This window comes from Sulfurisphaera javensis, from assembly GCF_041154675.1.
GTDB classification, from domain to species: Archaea; Thermoproteota; Thermoprotei_A; order Sulfolobales; family Sulfolobaceae; genus Sulfurisphaera; species Sulfurisphaera javensis.
The window spans coordinates 790,302-814,396 of sequence record NZ_AP031322.1 but is presented as its reverse complement, the minus strand read 5'-3'; the positions used below and the strand labels follow the sequence as shown (position 1 = coordinate 814,396).

Annotated in this window: 24 protein-coding genes and 1 pseudogene; 14 read left to right on the top strand and 11 right to left on the bottom strand. The window is 31.2% G+C overall.

Translation table 11 applies throughout. The features are described 5' to 3' along the window. Positions 1 to 277: 277 nt before the first annotated feature. Positions 278 to 514, top strand: a pseudogene (locus ACAM25_RS04345) (IS110 family transposase); the annotation flags it as partial. Positions 515 to 607: 93 nt separating this feature from the next. Continuing rightward, positions 608 to 1,168, top strand: a complete 561-nt coding sequence (locus ACAM25_RS04340) for an isochorismatase family cysteine hydrolase (protein WP_369611115.1) — start codon at positions 608 to 610, stop codon at positions 1,166 to 1,168. 258 nt (positions 1,169 to 1,426) lie between these two features. On the opposite strand, the gene ACAM25_RS04335 is transcribed toward ACAM25_RS04340, so the two are convergent. After that, a complete protein-coding gene (locus tag ACAM25_RS04335; RefSeq protein ID WP_369611114.1) occupies positions 1,427 to 2,407 on the bottom strand; it encodes an ATP-binding protein in 981 nt (326 codons plus the stop codon). Between the two features lie 714 nt (positions 2,408 to 3,121). Further along, on the bottom strand, positions 3,122 to 3,682 hold the full coding sequence (locus ACAM25_RS04330; RefSeq protein ID WP_369611113.1) for a hypothetical protein: 561 nt from the start codon (positions 3,680 to 3,682) through the stop codon (positions 3,122 to 3,124). 113 nt (positions 3,683 to 3,795) lie between these two features. Here ACAM25_RS04330 and ACAM25_RS04325 point away from each other — a divergent pair, with 113 nt between their 5' ends. From ACAM25_RS04325 to ACAM25_RS04290, 8 genes are all read left to right on the top strand, one after another. Further along, complete coding sequence (locus tag ACAM25_RS04325; protein ID WP_369611112.1) at positions 3,796 to 4,167, top strand: hypothetical protein; 372 nt, start codon at positions 3,796 to 3,798, stop codon at positions 4,165 to 4,167. Between the two features lie 112 nt (positions 4,168 to 4,279). Then, positions 4,280 to 5,146 carry a DUF4352 domain-containing protein gene (locus ACAM25_RS04320; protein ID WP_369611111.1) on the top strand — a complete coding sequence of 289 codons (867 nt, stop codon included), beginning with the start codon at positions 4,280 to 4,282 and terminating at the stop codon, positions 5,144 to 5,146. Positions 5,147 to 5,286: 140 nt separating this feature from the next. Beyond that, the gene (locus ACAM25_RS04315) at positions 5,287 to 5,562 is read left to right on the top strand and encodes a hypothetical protein (RefSeq protein WP_369611110.1); all 276 of its coding nucleotides are present in this window, start codon (positions 5,287 to 5,289) and stop codon (positions 5,560 to 5,562) included. A gap of 7 nt (positions 5,563 to 5,569) precedes the next feature. Then, positions 5,570 to 6,736 carry a hypothetical protein gene (locus ACAM25_RS04310; RefSeq protein WP_369611109.1) on the top strand — a complete coding sequence of 389 codons (1,167 nt, stop codon included), beginning with the start codon at positions 5,570 to 5,572 and terminating at the stop codon, positions 6,734 to 6,736. Further along, positions 6,693 to 7,904 (top strand): hypothetical protein, encoded by a 1,212-nt coding sequence (locus ACAM25_RS04305; RefSeq protein WP_369611108.1) that lies wholly within the window; start codon positions 6,693 to 6,695, stop codon positions 7,902 to 7,904. Before ACAM25_RS04310 ends, ACAM25_RS04305 begins: the two co-directional genes overlap by 44 nt. After that, positions 7,901 to 8,275, top strand: a complete 375-nt coding sequence (locus ACAM25_RS04300) for a hypothetical protein (protein WP_369611107.1) — start codon at positions 7,901 to 7,903, stop codon at positions 8,273 to 8,275. The genes ACAM25_RS04305 and ACAM25_RS04300 overlap by 4 nt, the downstream gene beginning before the upstream one ends. Positions 8,276 to 8,628: 353 nt before the next feature. Beyond that, positions 8,629 to 9,054, top strand: a complete 426-nt coding sequence (locus ACAM25_RS04295) for a HEPN domain-containing protein (RefSeq protein ID WP_369611106.1) — start codon at positions 8,629 to 8,631, stop codon at positions 9,052 to 9,054. Beyond that, complete coding sequence (locus ACAM25_RS04290; RefSeq protein ID WP_369611105.1) at positions 9,038 to 9,391, top strand: nucleotidyltransferase domain-containing protein; 354 nt, start codon at positions 9,038 to 9,040, stop codon at positions 9,389 to 9,391. The genes ACAM25_RS04295 and ACAM25_RS04290 overlap by 17 nt, the downstream gene beginning before the upstream one ends. Before the next feature lie 929 nt (positions 9,392 to 10,320). Here the strand turns inward: ACAM25_RS04290 and ACAM25_RS04285 are convergent. From ACAM25_RS04285 to ACAM25_RS04270, 4 genes are all read right to left on the bottom strand, one after another. Beyond that, entirely contained in the window at positions 10,321 to 10,551 is a 231-nt protein-coding gene (locus ACAM25_RS04285) for a hypothetical protein (RefSeq protein ID WP_369611104.1), read from the bottom strand. A 36-nt stretch (positions 10,552 to 10,587) separates the two neighbouring features. After that, on the bottom strand, positions 10,588 to 10,785 hold the full coding sequence (locus tag ACAM25_RS04280; RefSeq protein ID WP_369611103.1) for a hypothetical protein: 198 nt from the start codon (positions 10,783 to 10,785) through the stop codon (positions 10,588 to 10,590). A gap of 462 nt (positions 10,786 to 11,247) precedes the next feature. Beyond that, on the bottom strand, positions 11,248 to 12,591 hold the full coding sequence (locus ACAM25_RS04275; protein ID WP_369611102.1) for a hypothetical protein: 1,344 nt from the start codon (positions 12,589 to 12,591) through the stop codon (positions 11,248 to 11,250). After that, complete coding sequence (locus tag ACAM25_RS04270; RefSeq protein ID WP_369611101.1) at positions 12,588 to 13,304, bottom strand: ABC transporter ATP-binding protein; 717 nt, start codon at positions 13,302 to 13,304, stop codon at positions 12,588 to 12,590. The genes ACAM25_RS04275 and ACAM25_RS04270 overlap by 4 nt, the downstream gene beginning before the upstream one ends. A 357-nt stretch (positions 13,305 to 13,661) precedes the next feature. On the opposite strand from ACAM25_RS04270, the gene ACAM25_RS04265 reads away from it, so the two are divergent. After that, positions 13,662 to 13,877 (top strand): winged helix-turn-helix domain-containing protein, encoded by a 216-nt coding sequence (locus tag ACAM25_RS04265; RefSeq protein ID WP_369611100.1) that lies wholly within the window; start codon positions 13,662 to 13,664, stop codon positions 13,875 to 13,877. On the opposite strand, the gene ACAM25_RS04260 is transcribed toward ACAM25_RS04265, so the two are convergent. Further along, complete coding sequence (locus ACAM25_RS04260; protein WP_369611099.1) at positions 13,858 to 14,544, bottom strand: creatininase family protein; 687 nt, start codon at positions 14,542 to 14,544, stop codon at positions 13,858 to 13,860. The two genes, ACAM25_RS04265 and ACAM25_RS04260, sit on opposite strands and share 20 nt — an antisense overlap. A 20-nt stretch (positions 14,545 to 14,564) precedes the next feature. Then, entirely contained in the window at positions 14,565 to 15,218 is a 654-nt protein-coding gene (locus ACAM25_RS04255; RefSeq protein ID WP_369611098.1) for a DUF3834 domain-containing protein, read from the bottom strand. 172 nt (positions 15,219 to 15,390) lie between these two features. Here ACAM25_RS04255 and ACAM25_RS04250 point away from each other — a divergent pair, with 172 nt between their 5' ends. Continuing rightward, positions 15,391 to 15,969 carry a DedA family protein gene (locus ACAM25_RS04250; protein ID WP_369611097.1) on the top strand — a complete coding sequence of 193 codons (579 nt, stop codon included), beginning with the start codon at positions 15,391 to 15,393 and terminating at the stop codon, positions 15,967 to 15,969. A gap of 13 nt (positions 15,970 to 15,982) precedes the next feature. On the opposite strand, the gene ACAM25_RS04245 is transcribed toward ACAM25_RS04250, so the two are convergent. Continuing rightward, positions 15,983 to 19,813, bottom strand: coding sequence for a protease pro-enzyme activation domain-containing protein (locus tag ACAM25_RS04245; RefSeq protein ID WP_369611601.1), 3,831 nt, complete (start codon positions 19,811 to 19,813; stop codon positions 15,983 to 15,985). A 167-nt stretch (positions 19,814 to 19,980) separates the two neighbouring features. Here ACAM25_RS04245 and ACAM25_RS04240 point away from each other — a divergent pair, with 167 nt between their 5' ends. Next, the gene (locus ACAM25_RS04240; protein WP_369611096.1) at positions 19,981 to 21,237 is read left to right on the top strand and encodes an AMP-binding protein; all 1,257 of its coding nucleotides are present in this window, start codon (positions 19,981 to 19,983) and stop codon (positions 21,235 to 21,237) included. Between the two features lie 25 nt (positions 21,238 to 21,262). After that, positions 21,263 to 21,835 carry a hypothetical protein gene (locus ACAM25_RS04235; RefSeq protein ID WP_369611095.1) on the top strand — a complete coding sequence of 191 codons (573 nt, stop codon included), beginning with the start codon at positions 21,263 to 21,265 and terminating at the stop codon, positions 21,833 to 21,835. Positions 21,836 to 21,927: 92 nt separating this feature from the next. Here ACAM25_RS04235 and ACAM25_RS04230 read toward each other — a convergent pair whose 3' ends face one another. After that, the gene (locus tag ACAM25_RS04230; protein WP_369611094.1) at positions 21,928 to 22,776 is read right to left on the bottom strand and encodes a DUF1641 domain-containing protein; all 849 of its coding nucleotides are present in this window, start codon (positions 22,774 to 22,776) and stop codon (positions 21,928 to 21,930) included. 3 nt (positions 22,777 to 22,779) lie between these two features. Further along, positions 22,780 to 24,009 carry an NAD(P)/FAD-dependent oxidoreductase gene (locus ACAM25_RS04225; protein WP_369611093.1) on the bottom strand — a complete coding sequence of 410 codons (1,230 nt, stop codon included), beginning with the start codon at positions 24,007 to 24,009 and terminating at the stop codon, positions 22,780 to 22,782. Positions 24,010 to 24,095: the final 86 nt, after the last annotated feature.

The window sequence follows — 24,095 nt, the reverse complement described above, 5'->3', positions numbered from 1 at the left end:
ACTCTCCTCAATAATCTAACAAATGGGAGTAAAAACCCCGAGTAGTAGAATATCATGTTTTTTCCGAGGGGTAAAAAGTAGTCATAACTAGGAGAACAAGTTAAGATAATGCATTATTTTCTATAAGTATTATTATAGAAAAGCTAATACAATAATGAAAAAAGTATAACTCGTGCAAGAAGTAAAAGTCTTTGGGATTAACGTCGGAGAATCAAAAATAGTAGTAACGAAAATAAGACTAGAACAAAAAGGAGAAAAACTAGTTCAAAAAGAAATAGAAACAAGAGAATTCAAGTACGACAACGAAGGAATGCAAGAACTAATAAACTTCCTAGGGGACTATAAGGAAAGAATAATGGAAGCAATTGGGGTATACTTTTACTACCTATACAATACACTCACATAAAAAGGATTAGTAAACCCACTACAACTTAGAGAAGCGATAGGAAAGAAAACAGATGAAATGGACTCAAAAAGACTAGCAATAGGAGCAATAAAAACATCATACATACCAAAAGAGAACTAGAAGAAAGAAAAACACAACGAAAACACGAAATGTTCGACGTCGAATAGTTAAACTTTTTACTTCAATTTCCAATTTAACCTCATGTCTTGGTATAATTTTGAGGAGTTGAAAAAGCTAATTAGAAAAGATAATTCGGTTTTGGTAGTATGGGATGTACAAGAGGCTCTTGTAAATAGTATCTTTAACAGGGAGGAATTTTTACAAAAGCTAAGTGAATTAATCTCGGCAGCTAGAAAATATAATGTACCGATAGTTTATACGAAAATTACACCTTACCCAGATAGATTTCAAAACCCAGCTTTTAGAAGATCTTTTAATCCCGGAGATATAGTCAAAGAAGTATATCCTCAGCCTGGAGATGTTGTACTTAATAAGAACACACCAAGTATTTTTGTTGGAACAAACTTTGAATTAATGTTAAGAAACGTTGGAATTACTACAATTGTCTTTACTGGAATCGCTACTGATATTGGAGTAGAAACTTCTGCTAGACATGCTCAAGCCTTAGGTTTCTTACCAGTAATTGCTAAGGAAGCAGTATCTTCATCAGATAAATCAGCTCATGAAAGGTCGTTGCAAAATCTTCAAAGATTAATGTTAGTTCTTGATAACAAGGATATTATTGAAAGGTGGAGTTCTTAAAACAATTTTCTATTGCCAAGTAAAAAGTACACTTTTCTTTTACAAAAAGAATTTGATAGAAATCTCTCCTCCTTATCCGTATTTCCATTAAATGCTCTCTACCAGTAAGCATTAGGTTTCACTCTTTATATAAAGATCTCCAGAGCTAGAAAATTCAAGGATTTTACACTAGAATGAATTTAATATGGTGATTTTCATAGTAATTGTAATTTATGAAATCGTGTTTAACGTTTCCGTTTCAATGAAAAAGACTATAAACTATAAATTAAGGATAGCCTTTCTATATACAGGATCTGACACAATATAAATTTTTTCTTTCTTTTCAATAATGTAAAGCCTTTCAAGTTTATCAAGGAAAGAGGACAAGGTTTCAGTAGAAACTCTTGACTCTTTCTCAAGTAAGCTCCAATTAGCACCGTAAACCATTAATTTTAAAGCTTTCTTTCTCCAAGCTTTTCTCTCTATAGCATTATTTATCTCTTCCTTAGCTATACTCACAGCTTCTATTATACTTTCTTTCAATGCTTCTTCATGAGATTTAATACATCTATTTACTCCGTAAATGTTTAACCAACCTACTAAACTACCTAACTCTTGTAAAACCTCATTAATTTCTTCTCTTTTGAAGCTTACGTTACAGTTTTCTAATCCTCTCTCAAGGTATTCTCTAGCTAGTTCTTCTTTCCATGGTTTTAAAAAGATCTCACTAGGTTTTCTTCCAGCTAATGGTTTTTCTCCTTTCTGTTCTAGCAAAGTTCTTATTAATCCTATAGCTGAGCCAGTAAAAATTATTGAAAGGGATGGACAAGAGTTTAATAATCTATGGAAAACTGGAATTAAATGATTTATCCCTTGCTTTAGATCTTGTGCTTCATCTAAAATTAGAATGGTGTTTGAACAAATTGATCTAATAATACTTTCAATCACCGCAGTGCTCTTTATCTTAAAGGAAAGTGAAGTGGGACCTATTTTCACTCCTATAGTCTCTAAAGATTCTTTAACTCTTTCAATTAGACCTTTAGGTATAGAAAAATAAAGTCTATTTATGAAATCTCTTAATCCTTTTACTTTAACAAGATCTACGTAAATAGTTTTACGATCAGAGAAAGTGTTTGAGACTGATAATGCTATACTTGTTTTCCCACTCATTCTTGGACCTAATATAATAACCCATTCATTTCTTTTTAATAAAAAAGAAAGTTGATTTATTTCCTCATCTCTATCAAATATTTCCTCCACATTAAGTCTGGGCTTCTTTGAGAATATAACTTTGCCCCCCAAACTACTTTGCCCCACAAAGTATCTTTTTCATAATTTAAAAAATTGATAGAAGATGATATACTATTAACTAGGAATGTTTCTAGTCATTTTAAAGATTTTAAAAGTCCTATGCAGTTATAAGATTTTCTGAAATAAATAATATAATATTTCTATCCTCTTTACAGGAAAATCTCTACTTGATGATAAGGTGAATTCATACATCTTAACTTTCTCTTATCCGGAAATTCTCTATCTACATCTAGGGTGGGATTTAAAGATAGGCTAAGTGAATAGTATTAAATTTCTTACTCTTGTAGAGTTTTAATAGTTTAAAACAATGAAGTAATATTATGAACTTACTCTACTAAAATAGAGAATTATGTAAGCAAAGAGATTTAAAATATTTCATAAATAATGAAAATTATGAAAAAGATCATTAGAGAAAAGCTCATCATAGGTAACTTTTTCCCCATCTTATTGTTTTCCAATGTGAGAATTATATTTTTATATTCTAGATGATTTAATGGACCAGACGATTATTATGAACAAAAGTTAAACTCGAAATAGCCTGTCAAAGTACTATAACTTCTCACGAGATAGAATTACGTAAATTTTCCATTCCCAAGACTTGTATTCTTGTTTTTCTTCATCGTATAAACTAAGAATGTGAATAGGATTAAGATTTAGAAGAACTTATTTATTCAGCATAATTGCAATTTTTCCCTTTCTAGTAAGTTGGAGTTTATTCCCTTTTTCCACTAATCCTTTTTCCTCTAATTCCTTAACTTTTCTCCATGTTGTGGTCATTGAAGAGTTAATTATCTTAGACAACTTGGAAATATTCTCTATCCCACTTCCAATATACTGTAAAAGAGTAATATCATCTTGTGTAATATCTAATTTTTGAAGGTCTTTTATTCTCCCCATCTCTTCTCCCTCTATGAAGAGCCTAGCAGTTGGTTTAACTAAAGCTAAGGCATAAATGATTTGTAGTATCCCTAAATCTCTCTTTGAAAGAGCTAAGCCAATCTCCTCTTTTTTCGTCATTAGTATTTTAGCTATTTCAACTACTCCCTCTTCAAATCCTTTGAGGCTTAACAAAACGTAAGGAATGTTTAACATTTCTAAAACAAAGCGAGAAGATTGCTCTGAAATCTTATCACTAGAGAGAAGTATAATTTCGTTAATTTTATCTATTTTAAGATTTCTGAAAAGTCTTGTCTCATCGCTTGTTATTTCTGTTAAGAGTATCATAAAATAGTTTTAAAGAGGGATTTTTAAAAGGATTACTTTTTCACGTTTAACTGAAAGAGCTTTAGAATTTTTTCATCTTATTTTTATATACTTACAATGATTTCTACATTTTTATGAAACGTTCGACTGCTTCAATATTAGCTTCAATAGGAGGAGCTATGTACATAATAGGAGGAATAGCTACTGGTTTACTGATAGGATCACTATATAGTTTTACTGCAGGATTAGCAAATAGTAAATCGATAGAGCAACAAGGGACTAGTGATGCGACATTTCTTATTGTTTTTGGTTTTGTAATAGGAATTCTAATCATATTATTTTCTATTCTATTTCTGAGATCTAGTAATAGTAAAATGAGGAAAATTGGGGGAGCTTTAGTTATTATATTGGCACTTTTAGGAGCCATAAATACATTTGGTGGGTTAATTATAGGAATAATCTTTGCAATAGCTGGAGGAGTTGGAGCTATTACTGCTAAGGAGTGAAAAAGATATATCTATTTTTTCCTTTTTCTCTTTTTAAGAATTTTCAGGTCTAATAGAAAATAAAATAGAATAATCTTTATAAAAATCCTTTTTCTTTTAAAGTCTTGAGAATATGAATACTAAACTAATAATCGGGATTGTAGCAGTAGTAATAGTAGTTATATTAATAATAGCCGGAATGTCAGTCTCAAAGCCTTCCACAGCTCCAGTATCAACTACGTCACCCGTCTCTTCAACTACTCAATCTTCAGTTACTTCAACTACTCAGCCTTTAACAACTACTTCTGTAACGCCATCAAGTCCCTTCTTAGTTAAAGTTATTAATGTAACTAATGCACAAGCTGTGGCTGAAGAAGATGGCTATCAAACTAAGGCTTATCTTGTTGTTTATCTAAATATAACATATCTAGGAAGCGGAACTATTACTTTACATACAAGCAATTTCGATCTATATACAACAGAAGGAATTTATTCTTCATGTGAGTTTGAACCACCGGGAATTAGTGGGTATTTAGAGAATGGAGTAACTCTTCAGCATGGTAATTATATAGTTGGTGGCATTGCATTTTTAGTTCCTAGCAGTGCTGTGCCACAGAGATTAGTTTATACTTCATTACTTGGACAAACATATTTTAATATCTCTTTACCTAAGCCAAATAGTTATATATCTTATATTACTACCGTAAGTTGTCAATCTACAGATAGTTTAGTCTTAGTATCTTCAAGCTCTCCATTAGCAAACATTGAAGGATTTAATGGACAAGCGTTTAACATAACTCTTGAGATACAGAATGGTCATTTCTCTACTCCAGTAACTATAGAAGGTATATCGCTTTCTCCACAGTTTAAGTATACAGTGGATACAAATTACAAAGGAGTTGTAATTAATCCAGGGGATACATACTATTTGACAATAACTATCTATTTTCCTAATGAAAGTTACTATGGCCCATTAACTATAACCGTTGATGTAAGTTAACTTTCTTTTTTATTTTCTATAATGAATAAATGGAAGTTTTTGATCACTTTCAGGCTGGAAAGAGGTCAGAAAAGTTATTTGCATAGTAATCTTTATTAAAGTCTTAGTATGATTAATCTTAAGGCACCTCAAAAAGAGCAATGAGGTGCCCTCTTCATAAGAATGAAGAAAAAGAATATAATAGAAAGAAAGATTTAGTCATTCATATTTCGAAGACTAAAATTGATTCTTGCCCTATTTGTGGTGCTAAAATTAAGTCTGGGAATTACGGGGATCTACTGAAACACCTAGAGAAATGTTATGATGATTCACATAAAGAATTGTTAAGAACTTTAGCTACTATTTTCGGAAATCATGGAAAATTCAAGAGAAGAGTTTCGCTAAATAAGAAAAGTTATAATTCCAGCTATTTATAGATAATTTATGGAAAGTAGAATAAGGTTAGCTTATTATTCTATGGAGGAAGAACCTTTGAGTAATTGGACAAGGATTCTTTCAGATCTAAGTAATTTGCATAGCAAATTTAATGTATATCCTTCTTCTCTTTTAGACTGGGAAAAAGTTCTTGTGATAATAGGAAATGAGATACATGTTTCATCTTTGGAGGAATTTGAAAAACTTTACAATAAATTAGATAATGGAGAAACTCTTATTTGGATAGGAAGTCCTTTCAAAATTATTTACTCTAATTTAGATACTGTGAAAATGTTAAGGAAAGAAGTTCTTGAAGGAAATTATTTCTTTTCTTCTCTAGGTATTTCACGGGTTTATATTGGTTACGATAAGCAAAAGGGATATTTTTTAGAGATAGAAAAGAAGTTTGAAAGCGAAACTGGATCAACTTGTGAGGATACAAAATTTTCTGATCTTTTAGGAATAATTCCAGAGAAGGGTGATGGAATTCCTTTGGGTTCTAATGTAGTTCCCTATAATATTTGCCAAGCTAATGACAAGGGAAAATTTACAACATCCTATTCAATAATTATAGGTAAGGGACATATCATTAGACCTTTTATTACATTTTCTTCTAGAAATATTCTAATTCTTCTGAGTTTAATTTATAAGAATTTAAGTCACTCGTCTGAAGAAGCAATAAATTATGAAATTAACACTACATTAACACTTAACAATTTTATTTTCACTTATTCTCAAGCAGTATCTTTATATTTAATGGGATATTATACTTCTTCTGCCGTCGTTATTAGAAGGATATTAGAAGATTTGATAACAGAAAAATATAGAGATATTTTATGCTCTATCGCAAGTAAAAAGGGGTGGAATGACGTAAGTAATAGTGAATTATGTGAGGGAAAAGGGTTAAGAGTTCTTTATAACTTCGTAGATATACTAGAGAAAATAGAAGAAAAAATGAAATTTTATGGTAAATTAGCAAACTATTCCTCAGTGTTTAATGCCTTTAGGGTTATTGGAAATAAAGGAGCTCATGACGAAGTAGATTACAGAACTATGCTGACAGTTCTTTCTGTTTTTCCAAGCTTTATAAATGATTTAAATAATTATTTAGAGAGACTAAGTAATAGCATTGATGAAGGCAGTAATTCCAATAGGAGCACCAATAAAGGTATTTGAGACAGCAGTTACTACAATACTGAGGACGTTAGAATCTTACGACGTTGATAAGTTAGTTTTATTATATCCACCGTTTGCTACTTCTTATTTAAAAGATATCATAAGTTTTCTCCGAATTCTTAAAACCCAACCAAAGATTGAAATTAAGGAAATAAATTATAGAATGCCATTAGAAGAAGAGGTTAAAGATTCTGATTTAATAGTGCCATCAGCAACTTCAGTAGTGTATGTAATAAAACTTACCACCGAGGCAGTAAAAAATAGTATTCCTATAGATCACGTAATGTTTCCCTTTGGTCCGTGGTATGGTCTATTTTACCCTTATGTACCTAGATTTCTAGTACCAATGTTTAAAGGAAAAGAAGATGTTAACGATATTATAAATTATGATTATGCAAAAGATTCAATAAATTCATTACTAAAGAACAGAGAGCTAAGTAAAATAATTGCCTCGCTTTCACTTGACTTTAATGTAAAAGAAAAGGATAATTATAGAGTTGGAGAAGATATTACTCTCTGTATAGATAGAAAATATGAGATAAGAATAAAGAATGAAGAGGAAGATTGTCTCCTAGTTTTAGATAAGGGAAAAATAACTTTTAATGGAAAAGAAGTTGAACCTGAAGAATTAGTTAAAAAATTATTCAATGATAATAGTGGTACACTGGATAAGGAGTTAGGATTTTATTCGATAAAAGTAGTTCTTGACAGGGAATACGAACTAAGAGAGCTAATGAGAAAGTATAGGGGTATATTAATTGATACTAATTTAATATATAGAGGTATTGTATTCTATCCTGATATTCAAACCCTTTTGCCCTATTGTGCATATATTGAAATAGCTAATAATAGATCTAAGCCCAAAAGAAATAAGGCTGAAATTATTTCTCATGAATTAGCATGGATATACTTACAAGAGCTAATAAGTAGATCTACAATGATCCCAACTCCAATATTCTTCTGTGATGCAATAATCCCTATGATTGATCCCCTCTTAATTAAGGATAGTCTGATTTTGTCCTCAGATAAGGCTACAATAACTCATTGGAAAAATGTAATTTCTAATGCAGAAATAGGAGAATTAAAGTGTGAGAAAAAAAGAGATTTTAATGAGCTCTCCTTCTCACTAATCCTTTTATCTTGGATATTGAAAAATTATTTGAAATGAGATTATTCGATAGAAGAAGTCTAATACTTTTATTTTCTCCTCTTATTACATTTATAGTATCTTTAGCTATTGCTCCTTTTAATATAAGTGTTTTTACATTATTGTTTTTAATCACTATAGGACTAGGTTTCTATGACATTTACTTAGTTATAAGACCTACTATATTTACGAAGAAGGATAAGATAATAATTCATGGGAAAGAGAAAATTTTGTGGAAAGAAATCAAAGAGATTAAGATTGATCAAGGACTAAAGTTTTCAAACGTAATAATCACGTTAAATAATGGAGAAAGAAAAGTGCTAAAGAATGTTTATAAAGCTGATAAATTACTAGTTGAATTTGAGAAAGGAACAAAAAATAATGTAAAATGATTTTGGAAGTTAACTAGGAAAGTTATTGAGCTATTATCTATGTGGTGGCATATATAACGAGAAATGTATTAGAACCGGAAAAAAGAAGAAACGATTCTGATATCGTCATGAAGGTATAAATTCAAAGCATTTGAATCTCTACATAAAGGCAAGACTAAAATGGATATATTAAACAGCGGAAAAGTCATAGAAATAATTTATACCTAACGATCATACTATGAAACGATTTAATAATATTTATGTATGTTAACGCTATTTAAGTAATTAGTAGAATTTACGCTTAATAAATTAAGTAGTATTTATATCCTATCGTAGAATTAAGTTAATAGCTTATTTAGGTTTTAGATAGACATGTGAGTGGTATAAAAGTACAAAGACTTAAGAGAAGAGCTTTACAGTTTCTTAGTGACGCAAAGAAGGATATAAATGATGGTTTCTATGATCTAGCTATGTTTCATGCTGAGGAAGCAATCCAGCTTTATCTAAAGGCAGTATTGTTTGAACTATTTGCTTCTGAATTCAAAAGTCATGAAGTAAGAACACTGTTGTCATATTTAGCTAAGCTATTAAAAGAAAACAGCTATCCCGATTTATCGGATGAAATTCTAGAGCTTGCTAGGGAATATAGGAATGAACTGTCTGAGCTAGAAGATGCTTATATTGAAAGTAGGTATGGAGAGATGGAGTATGATAAATCACAGGCGGAAAATGCTATTTCAATTGCTGAAAAAATTATAAATAAATTAGAGGAGATAAGTAAACGTGTCAAGCTGGGTTAAATATAAATTTGAGCATTTAAGACGATGGAAAGAATATGCTGAAATTATAGCTAAAGCATCAAAGGAAATTGATAAAAATGTAAAGGTTTATGTCTTTGGTGGAATAGCTGAAGATAGAATTACTGTTCTAAGTGATATAGATATTTTAATCATTTTCCCTTATCAATTATCTGATAAGGATAGAAGAGAATTAAAAAAGCAAGTTTTAAACATAGCTATGGATAAATATAATTTGCCTTTTGGTGCACCAGTTGAGTTACATGTTGTTGATGAAGAAAAGGCAAAAGACTATTTCAAACATGCAAAAAAGTTGATTGAGATTCATTCCGACCAATAAGTTATTTAAAGAATGTCAGAACAAATTAAAACTTGCAAGAAGTGTGGATAGAAAGTCTTCATGGTATTTCACAAAATCATCACCTTAAAATTAAATCGACAACCCTATGCTAGGATGACACAATTTATTTCCTAAGTTTTAATTTGTATTCCTTACTTATTAACATAAAATAAAGCCTTAGCAATATTTTTTATGAATTGAATTTAAGAAGTACCGGTTAAGGCGGGAAGAAAGTTAGTTTAAGTTACATAAGGGCAAAGAATAATATATAAAAAACAACTAAAGACGAGAAGAAGCAAAATTAGAAAGAAAAATGTGAGTTAAGAAATTCCCGAAGCAATTGAATTCCCAGATACACTAGAATTGATTGAAAAAGATATGGTACCAGAGAAGCTTTATGCACCAGATGGGACTTTGCTATATTTTACCCAGACGTAAGCTACTACGGAAACATAACTATCGTTATAAATGTGACAAACTATTCTTAACTTACTCCTCAATAAGCTAATAAAATTTTTTAATTTTTCTTTTTTATCAGATTTTTATAATGTCTACTGACAATCACATAGAATAAGGAATTATTTGTTTCAATTATTAGTCTAGGTTTTCCTCTATCTTCTATGAGTTTAAGTATACATCTTATGTTCTTTAAGGTTAATAAAATGAATTTCAAGTTTTTTCTCTTTTTGCTTTTTCTAGGCAAGATTCAATAAGATGTATTTTTATCTAATTGATTAAAATTATGGAATTACTTTATATCTATCTTAACTTGTTTTTAAGGTAATAATTTGGAGAGTACCGTAAGGGCGGAGTAATTCACTAGGGAGCGATTTTGCTATTATGTTATTCTTCGCATTTACATTGATACGATCGCGCAAACACTTAGCTAGAGCCTTCAGAGCATTAAAATCGTAAAGAATGTAAAAATTCTATTTTTTAAGGTAAACCTTTTTTATATAATCTACTACAGTAAATGGGGTCAAGACATTTTTTATTTCTATTTGTCTTCCATCCTTTAGAATTATTCTAATAGTTCCAATTTCTTCCAATTCACCATAAATATTTGGACTAGATCCTTCGAAAATTGGCCCGATTTTTCCGCTATGTCGCATGAATACTTTATATACAATCATATCTTGTATCTGAGACCATTCTATCATCAATTTTCTATTTTTCCAAATGCCTTTTTCATTGTATCAATACACTGGGGAAAATAGATTATTCCCTGCTAGATGTTCAACTTTTTCATCTGGCACTCTACAATAACCTATAAACCCTATTGCATAAATTGGTACTGCCAAAACCGATACAAATCCAATAGCTGTTTCTAGATTAGAATAGATAGCCATCCCTATACCTAAGATAGCGAAAAATATTCCCGCTATGGAAAACACTATAGCAACTTTTGTTTTTTCTTCATCCTAATATTTATTCTTTTTTCTAGTTTTTTCTTTTTCCTTTATATGCGTTAATGCGTATTCATTCTGCTATGTGTGAACACGTATAAATAAAAACCTGTATTCCTAATTTTTTATTATAATTATACTAAAGACAAAAATGTGATCAAGTACATTGTGAAAACGGCGAATTTTTTCTAAGGTGATTCAATTTGTTTCTTAAGTTTTAATTCATATTTTATTTAAAATAAAATTATAGTAATATTTTTCATGAATTGAATTTGGGAAAGCACTGAGGATAAGGAAGAAGTCAGCAACATTTCCTTCGGTCCGAGTTCATCAACAGTATCATTGTTAGATATAAATTATTTCTATAGCTTCTTTGGACATTTTGACGCTATTCGCATATAAATCTTTCAATTTCTAGGTAGAATTTTTGCCTACTCAGCAATACTATGATTATGCTCTTATATTTCTTTCAAATGCTTTTTCCCAAAAGCTTTGTGATATAAAGAAAGGCAAATCTAATATTATTACTCCAATTAATGTGTAAAATGGGAAGTATACAGCTAAAACGCTAATTGTTATTCCTATTCCCAATACCACATAAGATAGTATAATTTTACTAAAAGTTATCCTATCATTCTGCATGCTTTGTTGGGTAGCTGGGTAATATCTAACTAATAATGAGGTCATAATTATGAACGTTAATGGGATTATTAGAAATGCTATTGCTTCATTGTAATTTCCCATTATAAAAGCTAGAATAGGAAGAGGTATGAATACTATGTAAAGCGAGATTAATTTGCTTAAAAAGTATCTCCTAACAAATTCTATTGGGCTCATTATTGTTAAATTTATCCAAAATGGTTCATTTATAAAAGATGCTTGGGCGATGGAATAATTTAAAAAGAACTCTATTAGGACAAAGTAGAAAGAGAAAATGGGTATAAGATCTGCAACGAAATAGTAAGCTATTGCCAAAGCTAAAACACCTAATGTTAAGTAATAAATCTTGACTCTTGCGATACTGTATTGTCCTCCAGTAAATCCACCAGTTCTTCCGCCTATTTCTATTAAGTTTAGGTTCTTCTTTAGCATAGCCATGAAAGGAGAAGAAGAAGATAAGTTAATTAAACTTTTTACTGATCCTCTTTGTCCTCCAAGCTCCATTAGCATTGTATTTACGTAATTTGATAAGGAAAAGTACTTGAACAAGAGTAATGCAAGTAATAAGGAGAAAATAAGGAATAAATAAAAGCCAAGGAAGTTTCCATATTCTATAGAAAATGGTGATAAGGGAAAATCAAAATATGAAGAAACGAACCATAAAACTAAGATAATAGCTATTGGTAATCTTTTCCAAAAAGTTAGAAGATAAAGAAGATTACTTAGAAAAGTTAAATCTAATGAGAAAATAATAAGGAAAAGAAAACCGTAATAATGCATTATGAGAGCTAAAAAGATGACGAGAAAGGAAAGGTAAAGGTAATTGATAATAAAACCAGCTAAAGTAGTTGCTATAAGAAAGTCTTTATCATCGAGGGGAATTTGAAATAAGAAATCCAAATCCGATTTAGTAATTAATATACTTCTAGGAAAGAGAGTATATCCAAGAAGAAAAGAGGAAAAGATCGAAATAGGGAAAACAATATCAAAAGAATTTGGCTGATCTAATTGAGGTGGAATATTAGCAAATCCTATTGCAAAGACCGTAGAAATAAATGCAATGAATATAAAGAAAACTAAAAGAGGCAAACTGAAAACAGTCCTTAATTTTAATTCAATCACCTTTCCTATCATGTTATTCCACCAGTCATTATTCTTGCAACAATGCTTTCTATTGGCTCATTTTCTTTACCCATCTTCTTTAAATCATCAATGCTTCCTACCCAGACTACTTTTCCGTGATTTATAATTATTGCATGTGTTGCCAATCTAGTTGCAATAGACATTATATGAGTTGAGACTAAAAGGGTTGAAAGTATATATGACTTAAGAATGCTAATCACTAGTTCCTGAGTAGGAATATCCAAATAATTAAGCGGTTCATCAAGTAGAATTATTTCAGGATCATGAATAATAGTTAAGGCTAAAGATAATCGTTGCAAATTTCCTCTTGAAAGTTTACCAGCTTCAGTATGCATGTACTCTTGCAAACCAAAGATATTAATCATTTGTAAAGCTTTCTCTCTAGGATTTGGAATTCCCCTTAATGAAGCAATATATTCCAAGTTTTCTAATACAGTTAGAGTCCTATAAGGCATAGCATCTTCCGGTAGATATCCTAAGATCTTCTTAACTTCTTTAGAGTTAGGTCTCATCCCTTTTATTTTAACTTCTCCTAAGTCTGGAGTGAGTAAGCCAGATAAAATTTTGAGAGTAGTAGACTTTCCAGCACCATTAGGTCCAATCAAAGCATACTTAGCTCCACAAGGAATAGAGAACGATATCCCATCTAAAGCATGAACATTGCCAAATCTCTTAACAACATTATTGACTTCTATGCAATTCATAATTACTGACTAATTAAGAAAAGTAAAAAACTTTTCTGAATTAAGCTTCACCTTTTGTTATTTTCTCATTCGAGAAGAATAATCTTAATATTTTAAAACATCTTCCGATTTAGATTCATAAAAATTATAAGCAATTACAAAAGATGCGACTAAAATTCATTCTTGTCAGAGAGCTAACTTATAGATAGAGTGCGTTTCTTAAAAGTATTGAGTAAAATTTACTAAAGATAAAATCTCTTATCCTAAGCTATTCTTTAATTAATATAATTGATGAAGAGAATAAGTAATAATTAAGATTCTACTTTGAAGCTCTTAATAGAGAGGATTATTTATAAACCTCCTCTCTATTTCCTTTTTATGCTTAGCGAATTAAAGATTAAGATAATTAAAATTTTGAATTCTTATGATAGACCAGTATTATTTAAAGATATAAAGGATCAGCTAAATATTTCAACAGACGCATTGAAGAGGGAACTTAATGACTTAATTAAAGATGAAATTATAAAAAGGGAAAGGGGGAGATTTGTTCTTACTCAAAAAGGGAAAGAATTAGTTAAAAGTTTAGAGAGTTAATGAAATTAATAAGTTCTTCTGTGGCCCTTTTGATAAACTCTTCTCCCAGTTGTTCATTTATTTTTATTTCACCGTCAAGATTAATTATACCAAAAGGATTTGCTTCAGAAGTTGTTATAGTTTCAAAAACGCCTTGCTTTACTTCATAATTTACTTCTTTTAGTTTTTCTTCTCTAACTAAGTCTGAGTTTATTCTCTTAATAACTGAAGACTCAACAGTCCCCGCATGAAGATCATTTACATTAAAGTATTGTTTCCCTTTTCCGACTAAAGAAAAAATGTAAACCTTAAAATTTGAGTTAGTGAAATTTACTTGTCTTCTTACTAAATCAAGTAAGGACTCATTACCTCCATGACCGTTCAAGATTATTGCAAGAGGAAAGTAATCCTTTATCTTCTCTAAGAGATCGAGCAAATAGTTAAATAAAGTTTGATAAGAAACACCAAAATACGGTAAATTGCCATGTTCAAGAGAGCATGTATAGTAAATCGTAGGGAAAAGTAGGATTTTATCTCTCATACTCCTTTCTACTCTTTTGGCAATTTCTTCAACTATTATTGAGTCTGTTCCCATAGGCAAATGAGGACCATGTTGTTCAATACTTCCGATAGGAATTAGTGGAATTTTCCCTTTTATCTCGTCTCTTGTTGAATAAATTAGTAGCATGAAATAAATTAAGTGAAGCCTTATTTTTTATTTTCTATCTCTGAAGTAAATTTCTTAAAATCAAATGATACTCTTTCTACCTTATATTTAGCATTAGTCATTATTTTCTCAATAAAGGTAGAAGGTCGAGGTATTGGTAAATTATCGGCAACATATTCAGCTGTTTCTTCTGGGTTTTCTTTAAATAAGTCTATTCCTTCTTGATAAGCAGAAACAAAGTCTTCTTCTCTTCTATTCACTTTTGCCCCACAAATTCCAGGCAAGATAAATCCTTTCTTTAAGAATAAATCCTCTATATATTCTCCGTCCTTAGTTATGCCAACAGTTACCATTGCCGAATCAACTTTTCCTTGAATATATAACTTATACACTTCTGAAGGGTCTTCAGTGTAAATTATTTCTGGTGAAATTTTGTAAAGCTTTACTAAAAGTTGAAGTAAAATATCATTAGCACTTCCTTTCTTCCATACAGCTATTTTATCTCCTATTTTTGGTGTTATGAGAAGCATTTTAGATACTAGAACGTAATCTGTGTTATTTAATAGAGGAATTGCATCCATATAAACGTCAGCATCTTCACTTTTCTCAAAAACTATTTTAATATCGTGTCTTTTCATTGTTGATGCTATAATTGGATAAGATACGGGACCATAAACAGAAGAGATAACTAACATAAAATTCTTATGAATTTTAAATTATTATTTTTATCTTTAAGTTCATTAACATAAAAGACAATAAGAAAAGTGTGATTCATAAGCCAAGAAGCAATGAGAATACTAAGCAGATAAAAGGTACGTTTACTATGTTGGGAAAAATTTTTTAGATTTGAATGTTACGTATCCCTAAATGATTTACGTATTTCAAGGTACACAAGGATATGTTTTTCTTTTAGTTTTAATGATAGGCGAAGGATTAGGTTTACCAATACCAAGTGAAATCATTATGCCGCTAGTTGGTTATTACTCTTTTTTAAATCAGTTAAACCTTGTTTTAGGAATAATAATAGGAACTTTAGGTAGCTTAGTTGGCTCAGTTATTGCATACATAATTGGTTTGAAGTTAGGATATCCATTTTTGTCAAAGTATGGAAAATATTTGTTTATAGATAATGCAAGACTTATGAGACTTCATAATTGGTTTTTGAAGTACGGAGATATTGCTGTTTTTAGTTTTAGATTTGTTCCAGAGTTTAGAGCATTAATTTCTTACCCCGCTGGAGTTGCTCAAATGAGGATAATAAGATTCTTAGTGTTTACAGTCTTGGGGCATTCAATATGGGATGTAATTTTATCTCTTCTTGGCTATCATTATGCAAACCAAATAAATTATATTATTACATTAGCTGAAAAATTTGGAATTTATGCTTTAGCAGTAACAATTATATTGATTATAATTTATGTAATTTTAAGAATAATAAAGAAATGAGAAAAGAAAAACTTTATTTTCTTAATATAGCTACAGCTCCTATTATAATGCCTATTATGGCTAAAACTATTCCTATGATAGCATAAGTTTTCACACTTGACACGTTACTTTGTAAACTGTTAAAGTCACTTGTAACAGTATTTCCTAAAGACGATATTTGAGAATGTACGTTGCTTATATCAGAGTTTAATGTAGAGCCTAACGAATTTAGTTGATTTTCAAAGCTAACTAAAACGCTTGAGCTATTTGAAAGACCATCACTTTGTATTGCAATTACTGTAATATTATATGTTCCGTCTGGATAATTTGCAGTATTGAGAGTATAACTTCCACTGGGAGAAGGTAATGTAGCCAATAGCTGTCCGTTTAAGAATATTTCTACTTTTGAAATGTCTGAACCAGAAACACTATAAGATATTGTTATAGTTCCACTGACATTTTGATTATCTTTTGGCGATGAGATTATTACACTTGGTAATGGCGGATATACTGACAATACTTTAGAATTAATTAATGATATTGTTGATGAAGTTAAATTAACGTAGTTAGCTTGAGTATTAATTAATGTAACTGATGAGTTGTATGCATAAATATCTTTAACGTTTGAATCCTCTATAGTTATACTTCCTCCCTTAAGATAAATTAGTGAGACGTTGGAATTAATTATAGTTGCGTGTCCCATGATAGTGTCATTATAAAGTACGTCATTTAATAACGTTACATTTCCAACTATTGTATCATCAACAAGGTAAGCATTATATGTTTGTCCGACATCTATAGTTTCTCCTTTTACCTCAGTGTAAGGTAAAACGTAGAAAGTATGTTCAGCAGAAATGTTAGTAGTAGTTGGAATTCCATCAGCAGAAACTCCGGTTACAAGTATTTCAAATGGTACTCCCGCATACGTAGTCTGTAAATATGTGAAATTACCTAGCGAAATGCTTGAGGGAAGTGTTACATTTCCTATCCAGAGTCCCAAAGATGGATTATACCACAAAGGTATTTGAATTTCTGTGCTTATTGTAGAGTATTGTGACGAAAGTATTGTAGGATATATGTCAGCAGAGTACATTCCAAACTTTACTTCTGTTCCGTTAGGATATGTTATATTAGCGTAAATGTTAATTGTTTGTCCTTCATAAGCGTAATTCACTGTATTAACATGAGGAACGTTATAGTAAGAACTGATGTAAATTTGTCCGTAAAATTGTCCAGTGATATATTCATTAAGCGTATATGAGTAGTAGATAGCAGTTAGAATCAATGTGTATAATCCGCTTTGAATATCTTTAGGCACTGGTAAGAATCCTAAATATTGTCCAGAAGGTGTAATTAAGACTCTTGTACTACTTATCACTTTTCCGTTAGGACTTATCAATTGGGCCGTGATATTTGTTCCATATAATATATCACTATAAGTTAAAGTTCCAAATAATGCCAATGGAGGTTCTGGTTCTCCTTCAATTATAACTGCTTGTCCTCCAGCAACTGTACCGGGCTCAACTATTACATCTGGCAAAATAAACATAGATTGCAAATATATTCCATTAGAGAACGCTATAAACCCATAAGCCCCATTTGTCTCTCCGAGAATTACTCCAGCTGGTAAGGTAGGTAATTTAGTCGTCCACAAATCTACTGATGAATTGAATGTTAATATTTCTCCACCAATATCTGCATATAGATTTGTTGTTATATTGTAACTATAAAGAGTTATACTAAAGCTAAAGTTTGGAGGAGCTACTTGCCCATATACATTAGTTGCACAAGCTTCTATAACTGGGGTAACATTACTATCAAATGGAACACCAGTTTCTGGAGTTATGAACTGTATATAATATCCAGAGAATGACTCAGTATATCCTATTCCCTTAATACCGTCTGATGAACCATAAACGTAAATAAATATTACGCCAACAGCAGTCGAAGGTAATGTAAGGGTTGCAGTCCACTCTTTTGCTGTCGGATTATAAGCTAATTCAACAGTAGTTACGTTACCATAAACTGATTCAATAGTCGCAAAGAAAATACCTGACGTAACTTCTATCCCATTATACGTGATATTAGCGTTTATTAACATTTCTTCTCCAGGATAAAACTGAAGAGGAGTCATTCCACTTACATTATAAACATTAACCTCAATTGATAGGCTAGGAGAAGTTTTCGTACTTTGTAAAACATTAGCCAATTCACCAAAGTTGATTGTTCCCCAACCTGTAACTAAATTATAACCATAACTTGTAGTCCATGGTATATTATAACCAAACGTTATTGGGTAAAAGACTTTATTATACAATGTAGAGTTTTGAGCTATCATATATAATGTAGGAGTTATTAATCCTAATCTTTGGTGTAAATAACTCATAACTGTAACTAAAGCGCCAGCAGTTAATGGAGAGGCTTCACTCGTACCTCCGGTTATTTGAGTGACGTTCCCTGGGCATATTATATAAATTCCAGGGAAGACATCAGCGTTAGCTGAAATATCTGGAATTTCTCTGCCATTTGGATAAGTTACTGGAGTTGATAAAGCAAATTGATACCAAGGCTTTGGTTCAATTATGCTAATTCCTCCAGTAGATCCTCCATAATTTATAAAATTAGGCACAAAGCCATAGTTTGACCATGCTGTTTGGTAATAAGACCCGTTAGGGAATTGAATATAAGTTGTAGTTCCACCAACAGCTATTACAAAAGGTGAGACTGCTGGATATCCTACAGTTCCTATTGGCCCATTACTATATCCACTCCCTCCAGCATCACCACTACTTGCAAGAAATGTTATTCCTTCTGCTACTCCCATAGCATAATATTCGTCTGTTAATACTACACATGAATAGAAAGTTTCTCCGTTAAAGAAATTAGAAAATGAAGACTCTGGAATAGAAAAACTTTGAGACAAAACATCAACTTTATCTTGAGATACAATATATGCAATAATGGAGGATAAGGGTAAATTAGGATTAGCTATATATAAAGTGATATTTGCTTTAGGTGCCATAGTGTGGGCTATTTCTACATCTAAACTGATCTCTCCAGCCCATCCAGTTATAATACCTAGATTCGGGTTATAAGGACCTATCGGAACTATAGTGAAGTTTGGTGGATTTGGTAAACCAGTAACTTTATCAAAATAAGCTAATTGTTGAGTAATATATGGATCACCATAGAAGTCTAATATTCCAATTGTGTAATTTTGTCCCTCATAACCTATGTTAAAGAGCGAAGTTAAATTATAAACTCTTTGTAAAGCTGTAGGCCAATAAGCTTCTATTGAAAATGTTTGATTTATTGACTGATAAAACTTCTCTAAATCTTTTTGAGTTATTAACGTAGATGGATGAGCAAATAATACTGAAGTTAAGTTATTAGAGACTATATATACGTTAAACTTAGGAACCCCATATACTGTATAATATGAAAAAGTACCATTAGAATATAATGCATATTCAATGTTGAAAGCATTCTCTATTTGACTAACACTACCCTCAGCTACGATAACTGAATCGGCTGCTGTGAAAAGTATATTAAAACCTTGACTTTTCATGTAATTTAAGATTTTGTTATATTCTTCAGTAGGATAAAATAATTTAGCTATCTGACTTTGGGTTAAAAAGTGATGATACAAAGGAGAAGAAGGATTTGAAGTCTCCTCAGCATAATAGTACAGTAAACCAAGGTTCTTAAGGGGTATGTAAACTGTAAAAATTACACGTTGACTGGGTGATAAAGTACCAATTCGCTTAAATCCTTGTTCCTTAATTGGTTGTATATATTGATTTTGTGCTGCAGTTAATATTACCGTAGGAGTTAATATTGAAATAAGAAAAAGAAAGGAAACAATAATTACTACTGTTCGACTTTTCATAGATAGTATTACTCCTAGTAATTTATTAATTTTTTCCTTAAGTGTAATAATGTATAGATAGACCTACAGAATGAAGTAAAAAATTAGAATATCAAAGATTTAAAAGAATATAAAACTTAAAACTCCTTAACCTTATTCATTTTATGGAAATTAAATTTACTTCAATTTCAGATTATATGAAAATTTGGAAAGAAAGTATTGAAAATCCTTTATCATTTTGGGAAAGAATAGCATCTAAACTTGTTTGGTTTAAGAAATGGGATAAAGTGCTTGATTATAAATCTCCCAGTGAATACAGATGGTTTGCTGGCGGAAAAATTAACATAACTTATAACGCTATTGATAGATGGTTATCAACTAAATCAACCCAGTTAGCATTAATTTGGGAAAACGAAATAGGAAATGTTAATAAACTTACATACCAAGATCTTCATAGAGAGATAAGTAAAGTAAGTAAAGGATTGAAGGAGTTGGGGGTAAATAAAGGAGATAGAATAATGCTTTACATGCCAATGATTCCAGAAGCAATGATAATTATGTTAGCTACTGCAAGAATTGGTGGAATCCACACTGTTGTGTTCTCTGGTTTTGGTAAAAGAGCGTTAATAGATAGAATAACTAGTGCAAAGCCTAAAGTTATCTTCACTGCTGATATAACCTATAGAAGAGGTAAAAGCATTGAATTAAAAAGTGTTCTTGACGATGCTTTAAAAGAAGCGCCAGTAGAACATGTTATTGTTTTAGATAGAGAATCAAAGAGTAACTTTAAAGAGGGAAGAGATCTTGAGTATAACGAGTTTATAGCAAAGGGTTATCCTTCAATTGATGTAGAACCAGTTGAATCTACGGATCCATTATTTATATTGTATACTTCTGGGACTACTGGAAAACCTAAAGGCGTAGTTCACGCTATGGGATCTTATACTGTTTGGGCCTATTTTCATAATAATTGGTTATTTGATTTTAACAACTCAGTTTTTCTCTCGACTTCAGACATAGGATGGATCAACGGTCATTCTTACAGCACTTATGGTCCATTACTTAATGGAGGCACTGTATTATGGTTTGAAGGAGTTTTATCTGGGAATAAAATATGGGAACTAGTTGAGAAATACAAGGTTAACTACATATGGACAGCTCCCACTCTAGTTAGGCAATTAATGAAAGAAGGCAGTTCAGCTGATGGTTACGATATTTCCAATTTAAAGATAATTGTTACAGCTGGTGAAATTTTAGGCGGAGATGCATTTGATTGGCTAAAAAAGTTCTCTCCTATAGTTTTTGAAACTTGGGGGCAAACAGAGAATAGTGGTTATATTGCTTCTCCAGGCGGGATGGCAATAGGTTTATTACCAATAAAGAAAGTCAGTAAGTTTACCTCTACCAAGTATAGATATTGATATTGTAGATGATAAAGGAAATCCATTGCCATCCGGTAAAGCTGGTTATGTAATTGTAAAATCTCCTTCGCCAGCATTTATGATAGGTTTATGGAATGATGATAGATATATAAAGTATTATGAAAGATTTGGATATTATCTTACTGGAGATTATGGATATAAAGACGAGGAAGGGTACTTATATATTCTAGGGAGGTCAGATGATGTAATTAAAATAGCAGGTCATAGACTTGGAGTAGGAGAAATTGAGGAGACTGCTCACATTCCAGAGGTTGCTGAGGTTGCTGCAGTCTCAGTACCAGATGAGATTAAAGGAAGTAGTATTGTAATATTTGCTGTACCTAAAGAAGGAGTAACAGATTACGAAATGATAAAGAAGAATATAAAGGAGAAAGTTCAAAAAGAGCTAGGAAAGATAGTTGATATAAAAGAAATTGTTATCGTTAATAAGATCCCTCATACAAGAACTGGGAAAATTATGAGAAGAGTATTGAGAGCATTAATTAATAATGAAAACTTAGGGGACATTAGCACATTAGAGGATGAAAGCAGCATTGAAGAAGTAAAAAAGGCATTAGAAGAAATAAAAAAATTGTAAAAATGTATTAATGAAAATTATGGAAAAGGCCTTATTACATTCCTAATTGAAAGTATACATTAGCGAGGATTTTTACTCGCACTTTTGTAAAATTATGATTGAGTCCCATTTGTTTCAATATACTTCATATGGTATTTTCCTATATGCCTTAATACAGCTATTACTACTCCTAATCCTACTTGTATTTCTGGGTCTTTCAATAATCCTAAGAGTTGCCACCAATGAGTTATTCTCTCTATTTTCTCCTCCTTAAGTGCTTCACCCGTTTCATTAATTAATAAGGTATAATACTTGAAGTTTGTCAAATCAAATTTACTTAAATCATTAGTTATCTGACCCCAATTAGCTAGTAAGCTAAGAGTAAAATCGTTAATCAAACCATTCATAACTTTTCCAATGGTATCTTCATCTTCTAAAATCCCTTTTATTACATCCATTATTCCTGTACTCTTTAGTTTTCCATATAATTCCATTAACTCATTGATATTGTTAACAGTTTCTTCCTTAGAAACTGTTTGCAACAATTTTACTAGGTTATTCCAATTTGACAGTAAGTTTAAAGTATCATCATTGATAAGGGCTGACATTACTTTTCCTAAAGTATCTTCATCTTGTAATATTCCTTTTATTGGATCTAATATTCCACTCTTGTTCAATAATTTAACTAAATCTAAAGCTTGGTTTATTGTTTCTAATGTTTCTTCATTACTTAATGTCTCTAACATCTTTGTAATATTATTCCATTTTTGTAAAAGTTCTAGAGTCGTGTCAGTAACTACACTATTAAGTATTTTTCCTATCAAGTCTTCATCAGATATTACTCCTTCAGCTAAAGATAGAATTCCATATTTATTTTCAGCCTGAGAAAAAATATTAAGTAATTTATTTAAAGTTGAAAGGTTTTCTTCTGAAAGAAGTCTGTCAAGTTGTAATTCCTCCATTTTTCACCAGCTCGCTAAGAACTTCTCTAATGCCATATCTCCTTTAGTCCACATGAAGTATTTTGTGAATAGTTCTTTCTTCAAGTGGTTCGCTTGTGATGGAATTGCCTCAGATACACTACCGCCATACCATGTATCATCTTTAACTGCTACAGCAAAGTTCTCATATGGGTTATCAGCTACACATACTATAGTTGGATAATATTTATCAATCTTTACATTGAAACCTAATCTCCTAGCTAAATGTTGAGCAGCAATTCTACCAGTTTGAACAGCTAGATAACCTAGTTTTGGAACTGTTAATGAGTTTGCGTCTCCAACAGCGTATACATTATCATATTTAATAGATACCATGTTCAAATCTGTTGGTATGAAACCACCGTCATCGACTAAGTCTGGAGTTGAGGCTTTTAGTGCTGGATTTCCGGTATATGGTGGGATTAAAATTGTTAAGTCTGATAGAATGGTTTTGCCATCTTCACTTACTATTTCGTGCTCTCTAATCTCCTTAATCTTAAAGTTATGAATTAATTCAATACCCATGCTCTTATAAATTTCTGCTACAGCCTTTCTAGATGCTGGAGATAAATCTGATAAGTATTCCCCTGGTGAGAAGACAGTGATTTTAGTCTTATTCCACACCCCTTTCTTCTTTAAATAACCAGAAAGCATTAAACTCATTTCAAATACCGGTCCTTCACAAGCAGCATCAGCATTTGGGACGAAATTCTTTGGCACGTTAGGAGCTGGATTATGACCTTGATAGAAGAATCCAGAACCAATTGCAATATTTCCTCCTTGCCAATTCATTAATCTTTCTCTTGTTTTAACAGCGTATTCCGGTTCGCAAACACTATAACCATATTGATCCCAGCCTTTAACGAGTTCAGTTGCTAAATGCGCACCAATTGCTACTATAACATAGTCATATCCTTCTTCTACCTCAGAACCGTCAGGTTTTCTATAGATTACTTTACTATTTCTTGCGTCAATTTTTAGTACAGTTCCCTCTTGGAATTGAATACCTTTTTCTGGAAGAGCTTGTGCTAAATCGATTTTTAATTGGTCTACATCCATGTAGTTTACTGAAACATGAGGTAATGCTGGTCTAAAATATGAAAATCTGCTTTGATTTATTACCTTAATATCTGCGGCTTTTCCTACTAATCTCTTTAAAGTATATGCAGCTGTTAAACCGCCAAACCTTGCACCTAAAACTAGAACCTTTGGCATAAGAAAAAATAAGATTTCATAACTTTTAAACTTATGTAATAATATTTTTTAAGTAATTCTCAAAGAAGTTTATTTAACCCCAAAAA